Source organism: Comamonas sp. JUb58, assembly GCF_004364775.1.
Taxonomy (GTDB): Bacteria; Pseudomonadota; Gammaproteobacteria; order Burkholderiales; family Burkholderiaceae_C; genus Comamonas.
The window spans coordinates 100,124-112,642 of sequence record NZ_SOAL01000012.1 but is presented as its reverse complement, the minus strand read 5'-3'; the positions used below and the strand labels follow the sequence as shown (position 1 = coordinate 112,642).

At 65.5% G+C, this 12,519-nt stretch carries 5 protein-coding genes; all 5 read left to right on the top strand.

The annotated features are described in order from the left end of the window. Position 1: 1 nt before the first annotated feature. A complete protein-coding gene (ettA, locus tag EDF71_RS14505; protein ID WP_133857289.1) occupies positions 2 to 1,663 on the top strand; it encodes an energy-dependent translational throttle protein EttA in 1,662 nt (553 codons plus the stop codon). A 63-nt stretch (positions 1,664 to 1,726) separates the two neighbouring features. Then, on the top strand, positions 1,727 to 3,739 hold the full coding sequence (locus EDF71_RS14500) for a DUF1631 family protein (protein ID WP_133857288.1): 2,013 nt from the start codon (positions 1,727 to 1,729) through the stop codon (positions 3,737 to 3,739). A gap of 199 nt (positions 3,740 to 3,938) precedes the next feature. Continuing rightward, on the top strand, positions 3,939 to 4,961 hold the full coding sequence (locus tag EDF71_RS14495) for a tripartite tricarboxylate transporter substrate binding protein (protein WP_021025452.1): 1,023 nt from the start codon (positions 3,939 to 3,941) through the stop codon (positions 4,959 to 4,961). Between the two features lie 136 nt (positions 4,962 to 5,097). Then, the gene (gene recC, locus EDF71_RS14490; RefSeq protein ID WP_208301059.1) at positions 5,098 to 8,685 is read left to right on the top strand and encodes an exodeoxyribonuclease V subunit gamma; all 3,588 of its coding nucleotides are present in this window, start codon (positions 5,098 to 5,100) and stop codon (positions 8,683 to 8,685) included. Then, positions 8,682 to 12,515 carry an exodeoxyribonuclease V subunit beta gene (gene recB, locus EDF71_RS14485; protein ID WP_208301058.1) on the top strand — a complete coding sequence of 1,278 codons (3,834 nt, stop codon included), beginning with the start codon at positions 8,682 to 8,684 and terminating at the stop codon, positions 12,513 to 12,515. The genes recC and recB overlap by 4 nt, the downstream gene beginning before the upstream one ends. Positions 12,516 to 12,519 lie beyond the last annotated feature (4 nt).

Below are 12,519 nucleotides of genomic sequence, written 5' to 3'. Positions count from 1 at the left end.
CATGGCTCAATACGTTTTTTCGATGAACAACGTCACCAAGACGGTTCCTCCGAAGCGACAGATTCTGAAGGGTATTTCTCTGAGCTTTTTCCCGGGCGCCAAGATCGGTGTGCTGGGTCTGAACGGCTCGGGAAAGTCCAGCTTGCTCAAGATCATGGCGGGCGTCGACAAGGAGTTCGAAGGCGAAGCCATCCCGATGGCAGGCCTGTCGATTGGCTACCTGCCACAAGAGCCCCAGCTCAACCCTGAGCACACCGTGCGCCAGGCAGTTGAAGAGGCGATGGCCGAAGTCAACAACGCCAAGGCACGCCTGGAAGAGGTGTATGCCGCTTACGCCGAAGAAGACGCCGACTTCGACGCACTGGCCGCCGAACAAGGCCAGCTGGAAGCGGTGATTGCCGCTGCCGGCACCGACTCCGAGCACCAGCTGGAAATCGCGGCCGACGCGCTGCGCCTGCCCGCCTGGGATGCCATCGTCGGCCAGCTGTCCGGTGGTGAAAAGCGCCGCGTGGCGCTGTGCAAGCTGCTGCTGTCCAAGCCCGACATGCTGCTGCTTGACGAACCCACCAACCACTTGGACGCTGAATCGGTGGACTGGCTCGAACAGTTCCTGCACCGCTTTACCGGCACCGTGGTGGCCATTACCCACGATCGCTACTTTCTGGACAACGCGGCCGAATGGATTCTTGAACTGGACCGTGGCCACGGCATTCCCTACAAGGGCAACTACTCCGACTGGCTGCTGCAAAAGGGCAACCGCCTGGAGCAGGAGCAAAAGGGTGAAGAAGCCCGCGCCAAGGCCTTGAAGAAGGAACTGGAATGGGTGCGCCAGAACGCCAAGGGCCGCCAGGCCAAGTCCAAGGCCCGTATTGCCCGCTTTGAAGAGCTGAGCGATTACGAATACCAACAACGCAATGAAACCCAGGAAATCTTCATTCCTGTGGCCGAGCGTCTGGGCAGCCGCGTGATCGAGTTCAAGAACGTCTCCAAGGCCTTTGGCGACCGTCTGCTGATCGACAACCTGAGCATGAACATCCCTGCGGGCGCCATCGTCGGCATCATCGGCCCCAACGGCGCGGGTAAATCCACGCTGTTCAAGCTGATTGCCGGCCGCGAGCAACCCGATTCGGGCGAGGTCGAAATCGGCCAGACCGTGAAGATGGCCTTTGTGGACCAGCACCGCGATGCGCTGGGCAACGACAAGACCGTGTGGGAAGACATCTCCGGCGGTCTGGACATCATCAACGTGGGCAAGTTCCAGATGGCCTCGCGTGCCTACGCGGGTCGCTTCAACTTCAACGGCCAGGACCAGCAAAAGAAGGTCGGCAACCTGTCCGGTGGTGAACGCGGTCGCCTGCACCTGGCCAAGACCTTGATCCAGGGCGGCAACGTGCTGCTGCTGGACGAACCGTCGAACGACCTGGACGTGGAAACCCTGCGTGCACTGGAAGACGCCTTGCTGGAATATGCGGGTACAGTTATGGTCATTTCCCACGATCGCTGGTTCCTGGATCGCATCGCGACCCACATCCTGGCGGCGGAAGGGGATAGCCAATGGGTATTTTTTGATGGAAACTATCAGGAATACGAGGCAGATAAGAAGAAGCGGTTGGGAGAAGAAGGGGCAGCACCTAAACGGATGCGCTACAAAGCCCTGAAGTAAACCCACACCGTACGCCCGTCGCTTTAGCCAAGTGACGGGCGTTTCAACTGGGAGAGGTGAAACGTGGAGCAACGGGCCGTATCGGTATTTGACACCTGTCTGGAGCAGGCATTGCATGAGGCCGAGCCTTTGATGGCCGCCATGTGCAATGCTGCTTTGGCGTCTCTGGGTGCACAGTTGTCGTCTTACAGCAACGCTGAAGATCAACAATTGTTGCTGCACGCGCAATCCCAATTGACCAGCAAAAAAGCGCATCTGCCGCTGGCCTATGCGCTGCGTTTGCGGCAAGCCGTCTTTGCCATTGCCGAAGGCAAACGTGAGGACTACCACGCACAGATGAGCGGCCAGATCCAGGCCGATGGCTTGCTGGAAGACCGCAATGCGCTGCGCGCCCAGATCGAATGGGGCCGCATGCAGATCAACCTGCTGCAGCAGACCGAGCAGAGCCTGACGGGCCTGGAGCGCGTCTACCGCCCCTTGCGCAAGATCACCCGCTACTGGCGCAACGGCAACCCCTTGCACCACACCGTCTACCTCGACAGCCTGCAGGCCACCTTGAGCGACGTGGAGATTTCTGCAGACGCGACCGCGCTGTTTCTGCCTGACATGGTGGGCGTGATGGCCGACCACCTGCAGACCAGCTACCAGCGCATCATGACCTTGGCGATGAACAGCTATGCCGAGCTGCTGGCCAAGGCCGAGCTCAAGCGCCGCGTCGCCAAAGACAACACCCGCAGCTTTGTGCAGCGGACCAAGACCCTGTTCGACATCCCCGCGCATTGCCCCGTCGGCGCCGTCAGGGCCTATAAAACCTTGATCCCGGTGATGGAGCGCATGGCCGCCCAGGACAGTTCGTTCTGGATCGATGCCGACCACCCGGCCCGCATGCTGGTGCAGACCATTGTCGACAAGGCGACGGTGCTCAAGGAAGAGGGGCGCGCACTGTCCGACCCGCAGTTCCCGCAGCTGGTGACCGAGACGGTCGAGACGCTGTCGGCCCTGGCCCAGCCCACTGCGGCAGATTTTGCCCAGGCGCTCAGCCGCTTTGGCGTGCGGATCAAGCCCCGGCTGTCTTCTGCGCTGCAGGATGTTGATGATTCCGGCTACTCCAGCAGCATGCTGCTGGAGAGCCAATGGGGCGCATCAGGCCTGATCAGCATCAGCCCGGAATCCGATTGGGGCCAGCTGGCGCAGCTGCAGGCCGAGCGCGAGCTCTTACCACCGGCTCCCCAAGCTGTGCCCCTGCAGGCCACCGCGTCTGCGGCAGCTCCCGTTGCTGCGCCTGAGAAGGGTGCGCCCAATGCGCTGGAGCAAATCGAATCCGATGTGATGCTGCGCCTCGCCACCAGCTTGCACAGCTTTGATGTAGATCCGGCGCTGCTGGCCGCTTTGACGGGCGCCTGGCCCAAGGTGCTGCTGCAGGCGGCCGAGCGTTCGGGCCAGGATTCCTCGCATTACCGCGCCTACCAAGAGGCGGTGGACGATGTATTGGCCCTGGCAGGGGCCAACGCCAGTGCCAGCATGCACAGCGATGCGGACATGCTGATCCCCTCGCTGCTCACCCGCCTCAAGTCGGGCCTGACCAGCATTGGCTGGATGCCCGAGCGCATTGCGCCGGTGCTGACGGCCGTGGCCCAGATGGCGCCCAGCGCGTTGGTCGAGCTGCAAATGGTGCAGGAAGAGGGTCGCCACGCGGTACCTGCCGTCGCTGGCCCCTTGTCTGCCTCAGCTGCGCCGATCAGCCTGTCGCCTGCCCCGTCTCCATCGGCCTGGGCGCAGTTGCCCGATGCTGTCGATGCCATTGGCGAGGACGAGCCCGCGATCATCGTGACTGGCTCCATGCTGGACGCCCCGAGGCCCGACAGCGTGGGGCTCTGGATTGGTGGCAAGCGGCTGGAGGCCGGTGTCTGGCTGGAGTTTCTAGGCCAAGGCGGCGGTTGGGTGCCCAAGCAGCTGAGCTGGACCAATGCGCGCGCGACCATGTTCCTGTTTGTGGCCAGCGGCGGCGCCAGCCAGTCGATCACGCGGCGCATGCTGGAGAAGCTGGCGCAGGAGCAGGCGGTGCGCCCGGTCTGAGCTCCGTTGCTGGGCCATCGGACTGCGTCGCCTGCGATGGCTTGGCGCGCAAGGGTCTTCGGGGTTTCAAGCCCTCCGTGCCGTGGCACAATCCCGGGTTTGGGGCGATAAGCCCTCGTGCATGCGGCCACCACTAGGCTGCAGCCACCATAAGCCAACCGCCTGGATGTGCTCAGCGTCCAGGTGCCAAGGAGACACCATGAGCCCATTCTCGCGCAGCCGCATCGCGGCCGCATGCCTGCCCTCGCGCCGCAACGTTCTGGCCGCCACCCTGCTGGGTGCGGCGGCCCTGCTGCCACTGGCCTCGCAAGCCGCCGATCCCAAGAAGTACCCCGAGCGCGCCGTGCGCGTGGTCGTAGGCTTTTCTGCCGGCGGCACCACCGACGTGGTGGCACGCATCATGGCCAAGGAGCTGACCGCCGAGCTGGGCCAGTCGTTTGTCGTGGACAACAAGCCAGGCGCTGGCAGCAATATCGCTACTGAGCAGGTCGCACGTGCCGAGAACGATGGCTACACCCTGCTGTTTGTCGCGGTCACCAGCGCCATCAACCAGACCCTCTACCCCAAGGTGCGCTTTGACCTGGAAAAGGACTTTGCCCCCGTTGCGCTGGGCGCCAAGGTGCCCAATGTGCTCGTGGTCAACCCCAGCGTGCCGGCCAACAATGTGCAAGAGCTGATCGCCTTTGCCAAGGCCAACCCCGACAAGGTCTCCTACGCGTCTTCGGGCAGCGGCACTTCGATCCACATGGCCGGTGAGCTGTTCAAGCTGCGCACGGGCCTCAAGACCCAGCACATTCCCTACAAGGGCAGCTCGCCGGCGCTCACCGACCTGATGGCCGGCCAGGTGCAGTTCATGTTCGACAACATGCCTTCGGCCTGGCCCCATGTAAAGGCCGGCAAGCTCAAGGCGCTGGCCGTGACCACCACCAAGCGCTCGCCCACCGCCCCCGATCTGCCAACGATGGAAGAAAGCGGCATCAAGCCTTTCGATGTTTCGTCCTGGTTTGGTCTGATTGCCCCGGCCGGCACGCCGCCTGAAGTGGTGGCAAAGCTCAATGCCGCGATGAACCGCGCCTTTGACAAGCCCCAGGTCAAGGAAGCCTATGAAAAGCTGGGCGCCGTGGCCGAGAAGAACACGCCCGAGCAGTTTGGCGCCTTCATCAAGTCCGAAGTGGCGGCCTGGGCACCAGTGGTCAAGTCCTCGGGCGCGACGGTGGATTGAGGCGGGTCCCGTTCCATTCCGCACAGGCAGCTTCGGCTGCCTTTTTTCTTGCCCGTTGCGGTCTGGGTGACGCCAGCAGGCAGTGGCCTGCGTTACAGTCCCCCATTGGCACATCCTGACTGATCTTCCTCCTCTGATGCAATCCTCCCCCGTCCATGCGATGACCCCCGGCCTGATGGTGATACACAGCAACCATCCGGAGGCTTTGCGTGACCTGGTCGTGGCCTGGATGCAGCGCTACCCGCTCAGGCCCCTGGAGAGTGAGACGATCCTGGTGCAAAGCAATGGCATTGCGCAGTGGCTCAAGCTGTCGATGGCGCAGCCGGTGGCAGACGGCGGCTGCGGCATTACCGCGGCGGTCGATGTGCAGCTGCCTGCGCAGTTTCTCTGGCAGGCCTACCGGGCCGTGCTGGGCAAGCACGAGGTGCCCGAGATTTCGCCGTTGGACAAGCAGCCGCTGACTTGGAGCCTGATGCGGCTCTTGCCTGACTTACTGGCCCAGCCCGCCTTTGCCGCATTGCAGCGTTTTTTGGCCGAGGACCATGACCAGCGCCGGCGCTACCAACTGGCCGAACGCATTGCCGATTTGTTTGACCAGTACCAGGTCTACCGCGCCGACTGGCTGCGCGACTGGGCCGAGGGCCGCGACCAGCTGCGCAGTGCGCGCGGCGATGTGCAGCCGCTGGACCAAGAACAGCGCTGGCAGGCACAGCTGTGGCGGGCGTTGCTGGACGATGTGGGCCCCGCTGGCATGGAGACCAGCCGCGCCGCCGTGCACCAGCGTTTTGTGCAGTTCTGGCAAACGCCGCAAGCCAGCAGCCCCGGCTTGCCGCGCCGTGTGGTGGTGTTTGGCATCTCGTCGATGCCTGCGCAGACCTTGCAGGCGCTGGCCGCCATGTCGCGCAGCTGCCAGGTGCTGCTCTGCGTACACAACCCTTGCCGCCACCACTGGTCGGACATCGTCGCCGACAAGGATTTGCTGCGCCACCAGTACCGGCGCCAACAGCGCAAGGGCAGCATGCAGGGGCTCATCCATGACGATGACCTGCACCAGCATGCCCACCCGCTGCTGGCCGCCTGGGGCAAGCAGGGGCGCGACTATATCCACCTGATTGACGAATTCGACCAGCCGGACCAGTACGCATCATTGCTGAGCCCGGTCAATGGCGGGCGTATTGACCTGTTTGGCGAGGCCGATCCCAACCACATGTTGGCGCAGTTGCAGGACGACATCCTGGACCTGCGGCCGCTGGCCGAAAGCCGCGCGCTGTGGCCGGCGGTGGACCCGGCGCAGGACAGTTCCATCCGCTTCCAGACCGCGCACAGCCCGCAGCGCGAGGTGGAAGTGCTGCATGACCAGCTGCTCGCCCGCCTGGGCGCTGACCCCAGCCTGCGGCCGCGCGACATCATCGTCATGGTGCCCGATATCCAGGTCTATGCACCGCATATCGATGCAGTGTTTGGCCGCATCGCCCGCAGCGATGCGCGCTTTATTCCGTATTCGCTGGCCGATCAAAGCCAGCGCGGGCGCGAGCCCATGCTGGTGGCGCTGGAGCATGTACTGGCCATGCCTGAAAGCCGCTTTGCCGTGAGCGAGGTGCTGGATCTGCTCGCCGTTGATGCGCTGCGCCAGCGCTTTGGCATTGACCCGGATGACCTGGCACTGCTGCACCGCTGGATTGAAGGCGCCGGGGTGCGCTGGGGTCTGGACGCTGCGCAGCGCAGCCGCATTGGTCTGGCGCAAGCGGGGGAGACCAATAGCTGGCGCTTTGGCCTGCGCCGCATGATGCTCGGCTTTGCGGTGGGCCGTGGCGAGGCGCTCGGCGACATCCAGCCCTATGACGAAATTGGTGGCCTGGATGCGGCCGCGCTGGGCGGCCTGGCTGCCTTGCTGCGCGCGCTGGAGCAAGCCTGCGATCTGCTGGCCCAGGACCTGCCGCCCAGCCGCTGGGTAGAGCGCGCCCGCGAGGTGCTGGCGCTGCTGTTTGACCCCCAGCAAGAACATGAAAAGCTGCTGCAGATGCAGCTAATCCATGGCCTGGAGCGCTGGCTGGGCCAGTGCGAGGCGGCAGCCTTTGACGAGGCCTTGCCGCTGTCGGTCGCGCGTGAGGCCTGGCTGGCCGGCATGGATGCCAGCAGCCTGAACCAGCGCTTTATGGCGGGGGCAGTGAGCTTTTGCAGCCTGATGCCCATGCGCGCAATTCCGTTTCGCATGGTCTGCCTTTTAGGCATGAATGACGGTGCCTACCCGCGCCCGGTGTCGGTGCTGGATTTTGACCTGATGCGCCAACAGTACCGGCCCGGCGACCGCTCGCGCCGCGACGACGACCGCTACCTGCTGCTGGAGGCCGTATTGTCGGCCCGTGAGCAGCTCTACATCAGCTGGGTGGGGCGCAGCATCCGCGACAGCACGGCCAGGCCGCCTTCGGTGCTGATCGGCCAGCTGCGCGACCATCTGGCCCAGGGCTGGCAATTGGCCGGCGCTGACGCCGGCCTGGCAGGCCCTGCCGCTGGCGAGGCGCTGCTGCGCGCGCTGACGCAGGAGCACCCGCTGCAGCCCTTCAGTCCGCGTTACTTCGCGCAGCCGTCGTCGCAGGCGGGCAGCGATGGCCTCTATACCTATGCGCAGGAATGGCATGGCGTGCATGGCGATGGCCTGCAGACCGAGGCGGTGGAAGACGCACTGGAAGCCTTGCCCGAGATGGGGCTGGAGGCCGCGCTGAACCTGCGCCAACTGCAGGACTTTGCGCAAAAGCCGGTGACTGCCTTCTTCCGCCAGCGCCTGCGTGTGTATTTTGAGGACGACGACCTGACCGGCCAGGACGAAGAGATGTTTGCGCCCGATGGCCTGCAGGCCTGGGCCTTGCAGGCCAGCTTGCTGAGCGCCTTGGAGCCCTGGGTACGCGACAACCCGCAGGCAGCGGCCGATGCGCCCCGCCTGCGTGCGCAACTGGATGCTGCCGCCCAGCGGCTGCGGCTGGAGGGGCGCTTGCCGCTGCGCGCCTTTGCCGATTGCGCGTTGGAGCCCGCCTGCGATGCCGCCCAGCGTGCCTTGCAGGTCTATGCGGCGGCGCTGCGTTATTGGCCGCAGGCTGGCAACGACGCGCTGGAGCTGCGCTACAGCGATGCTGCTGAGGGCCCGGCCGTGGCCGACTGGCTGCGCGGTCTGCGCTGGGCAGATGCCGGCCAGCAGCATGCCGCCAAGATCAGCCTGTCTGCCGGCCGCTTGCATGCCGGCGAGCAGCTGCGCTATGACCGCCTGGTGCGTGCCTGGGTCGAGCACCTGGCCTGGCACAACGCGGGCCAGGCGCTGACGACGGTGGTCTGTACCGAATCGGGCATTGCGGTGTTTCCCGCGCTGCCTGCGGGTGCTGCGCAAGCGGCCTGGCGCCAGTTGCTGGCGCTGTGGCAGCAAGGCATGCGCGCGCCCTTGCCGGCTGCTGTGCGTACCTCTATCGCCAGCCTGGCGCCCACGGCATCGGCTGGCCAATTGGCCATGCTGTATGACGACAGCTACCGAGGCACCGGTGAGCTGCAGCGCTCGGCCGAGCTGGCCCGGGTGTTTCCGGATTTTGATGCGCTGCTGGCCGCCGGTCTGCTGGATGTGGCCCAGCAGCTGTACGGCGACATGCTCGCCCATGTGCACTTGGTCAACGGCCAGCATCCGCAGGCGCTGGCGCGCTTTGCAGAGGGTGATGCGGGGGATGGGGAGGGGCCGCGATGAGCGCGATGCCAAGCGATACCACCTTGCCACTGGAGCCGCTGCGTTTTCCGCTCTGGGGCAGCCGTTTGATCGAGGCCAGTGCCGGCACCGGCAAAACCTATACGATCGCCGCGCTCTACCTGCGGCTGGTGCTGCAGCATGGCGGCGAGCAGGCCTTTGGCCGGCCGCTGGCGCCGCCCGATATCCTGGTGGTGACCTTTACCGATGCCGCCACCCAAGAGCTGCGCGACCGCATTCGCCACCGCCTGTCCGAAGCCGCCCAGCTGTTTGCGCAGATCCCAGAAGAGACCGATAGCGACGCGGCAGCGGACACCTTGCTGCGGGCGCTGCGCGCCGACTACCCCGCCAGCCGCTGGCCCGCCTGCGCCCGCTTGCTGCACGAGGCCGCCAACTGGATGGACGAGGCAGCGGTCTCCACCATCCACAGCTGGTGCTACCGCATGCTGCGCGAGCATGCGTTTGACAGCGGCAGCCTGTTCCAGCAAAGCCTCATCACCGACCAGAGCGAGCTGCTGACCCAGGTGGTGCAGGACTACTGGCGCCGCCAGTTCTATGACCTGCCCGCCACCTCACTGCGCAGCCTGCTGCAAGTCGTTGCCACGCCGCAGGCCTTGCAGGAGGCCATCCAGCCCATGCTCAGCCGCCAGGATGCCGACTGGCGCTACGAAGGCGCGGCACTGGCGCCTGCCGAGCAGGTCGATCTCGCAGCCTTGCTGGCCCAGGCCAGTGAGACCGCCGCACGCCATGGCGCGCTGGAAAACGCCGCGCGGCAGCTGTGGCAGCAGCACCGGGCCGAGCTGGAGCAACTGCTCATCGCGCTGGTGCCGGGCCTCAGCGGCACGACCTATCCCAAAAAGGACGAGCCAGGTGTGTTCGAGGCCTGGTTGGCCGCGATGGCGGACTGGAGCAGTGGCGAGCCGGCACCCGCCAAGATACGGGCCTTCAGCCAATCGGGTATCAAGGCCAAAAAAGGCGTGACCGTGCCCGAGCATGTGGCCTTTGCCGCCATCGATGCCTGGCTGGAGGCCGTAGCGCAAGACGCAGCGTCGGCCACGCCCCTCAAACCGCTGCTGCTGCGCCATGCGATTGCCCATGTGCAGCGCGCGCTGGAGGCGGAAAAGCAGCGCCGCGCCGAGCTGGGCTTTGACGACCTGCTGCAGCGCCTGGATGCCGCCTTGCATGCGCCCGGCGGTGAGGCGCTGGCGCAGCGCATCCGCAGCCAGTTTCCGGTGGCGATGATCGACGAGTTCCAGGACACCGATCCGCTGCAGTACCGCATTTTTGAACGCATCTACCGCATTGAATGCAACGATCCGGCGCAGGGCCTGTTCATGATTGGCGACCCCAAGCAGGCCATTTACGCGTTTCGCGGTGCCGATATCTACACCTACCTGCGTGCCCGGGCTTCCACCCAAGGGCGCCATTACTCGCTGGGCACCAACTACCGCTCCACGCAGGCGGTGGTGCAGGCCATCAACCACTGCTTTGTGCATGCCGAAGGCCATCCCCGCGCGGCCTTCCGCTTCCGCCAGGATGCGCAGCACAATCCGGTGCCCTTTGTGGCCGTCGATGCCAACGGCCGGCGCGACGCACTCTTTTTGCAGGGCGAAGCCACGCCGGCGATGACCTTGTGGACCATGGAGGCGGGCACCCCAGCGCAGGCCGATGGTGCCGACGAGCAGGGCGATGCGGCGGCATCCGGCAAGAGCGCACGCACCGGCGTGGCCGAATCGGCCTACCGCCAGCGCATGGCGCAGTCGGCGGCCAGCCAGATCACCGCCTGGCTCAATGCGGCCCGGGCCGGGCAGGCCGGTTTTGGCCCAGCGCCCGATGCCTTGGCCCGGGCGCTGCGCCCGGCCGATATCGCCATCCTGGTGCGGGGGCGGGCCGAGGCCGAAATGGTGCGCAATGCGCTCAAGGACCGGGGCTTGGCCAGCGTCTACCTGTCGGACCGCGATTCGGTGTTCCAGACCGCCGAGGCTGCCGACATGCTGCGCTGGCTGCGCGCCGTCAATGCACCGGGCCATGACGGCCTGCTGCGCGCGGCGCTGGCCACCGCATCGATGGACTGGTCCTGGCAGGACCTGGAGCGGCTCAACCACGATGAGCAGCATTGGGAGCAGCTGGCGCTGCGCAGCCGCGTGCTGCAGCAGCTGTGGCAGAAAAAGGGCGTGCTGCCCATGCTGCGCCAGTGGCTGCTGGATTTTGACCTGCCCGCGCGCTGGCTGGCCCAGCCGGGCGGCGAGCGGCGCCTGACCAATGTGCTGCACCTGGCCGAATGGCTGCAGCGCGCATCGACCGAGGTGGAGGGTGCGCAGGCGCTGATCCGCCGCCTGGCCGAGCAGATGGACAGCCCCGAGGGCGAGGAAGAAATCCTGCGTCTGGAAAGCGATGCCGACCTGATCAAGGTGGTCACCATCCACAAGTCCAAGGGGCTGGAATATCCGCTGGTGCTGCTGCCCTTTATCAGCAGCTGGCGCGACTTTGACGGCAAGAGCCGGGGCTATGCGCAGTACCACGATGCCGCATCGGGCGGCCTGGTGGTGGAGCTGAACAACAAGCACCAGGACGCCGTCAGCGCCCACAACGACGAGCGCCTGAGCGAAGACATGCGCCTGCTCTATGTGGCGCTGACACGGGCGCAGTACGCGCTGTGGCTGGGTGTGGCGCCGCTGGCCAAGGGCATGAGCCGCGCGGGCAGCCTGGAGAAAAGCGCCGTCGGCTACCTGCTGGCCGGCGGGCAAAAGCTGCCCGATCTGGGCTTGCATGCCTACCTGCAGGACTTTGCCAGCCACTGCCCGCAGATGGCAGTGGAGCCGGTGCCCGAGGTCAGCCTGCAGCGCTACCAGCCCGAGCGGCCGCCCGCCGTCTACCCGGCGCGCCAGCCACGCCGGCAGGCCGATGAGCACTGGTGGATCGCCAGCTTCTCGGCGCTGACCGAGCGGCTGGGCTATGCAGCCCCTTCGCCAAGCCTCTGGGTCGAAGACGCACTGACAGCCGCCGAGCCCGAAACCGCGCAGCAGGACCAGTACCTGGAGCCGCAAGAGGCGGCGCCTGATGTGGCCGCAGCCGGCCAGCCGGAGCCCGGCAGCCTGCATGCCTTCCCCAAGGGGCCAGATGCCGGCAACTTTCTGCATGGCCTGCTGGAATGGTGTGCCCAAGAGGGTTTTGCCACGGTGCTCAGCAGACCAGCAGCATTGGATGGCATCATCGCCTACCGCTGCCAGGTGCGTGGTTGGGCCGATTGGTCCGAGCCGCTGCAAGGCTTTGTGCGGCAATGGCTGCAGACGCCATTGATGCTGCAGGGCGCGGCTAGCGACATCCCGACCGAGGCAGCTGCCGCACTGCAAACGCTGGGCGACTACCAGGTCGAGATGGAGTTCTGGCTGTCGATCAACCGGGCCTCGACCGGCCAGCTCGATACGCTGGTGCAGCAGCATGTGCTGCCCGGCCAGCTCCGGCCGGCGCTGCTGGCCAACCAGCTGCACGGCATGCTCAAGGGCTATATGGACCTGGTGTTTGAGCATGGCGGCCGCTACTACGTGATGGACTACAAATCCAACTGGCTGGGTGCAGACAGTGCGGCCTACACGCCGGAGGCCATGGCCGCTGCCGTGCTGCAGCACCGCTATGACCTGCAGTATGTGCTCTACACCTATGCGCTGCACCGCTTGCTGCAGCAGCGCCTGCCCGGTTATGACTACGAGCGCGATGTGGGCGGTGTTCAGTACTGGTTTTTGCGGGGCGTGGCGGCCGAGCACCAGGGCCTTTACCAAGACAAACCTCCGCGCGCGCTGATGGATGCGCTCGATGCGCTGTTTGCGCAATGATGAT

Excerpts from the sequence above, each read along its gene's own strand:
- ettA (WP_133857289.1), top strand. The coding sequence starts at position 2 with ATGGCTCAATACGTTTTTTCGATGAACAACGTCACCAAGACGGTTCCT.
- recB (WP_208301058.1), top strand. The coding sequence starts at position 8,682 with ATGAGCGCGATGCCAAGCGATACCACCTTGCCACTGGAGCCGCTGCGT.
- recC (WP_208301059.1), top strand. The coding sequence starts at position 5,098 with ATGCAATCCTCCCCCGTCCATGCGATGACCCCCGGCCTGATGGTGATA.
- EDF71_RS14495 (WP_021025452.1), top strand. The coding sequence starts at position 3,939 with ATGAGCCCATTCTCGCGCAGCCGCATCGCGGCCGCATGCCTGCCCTCG.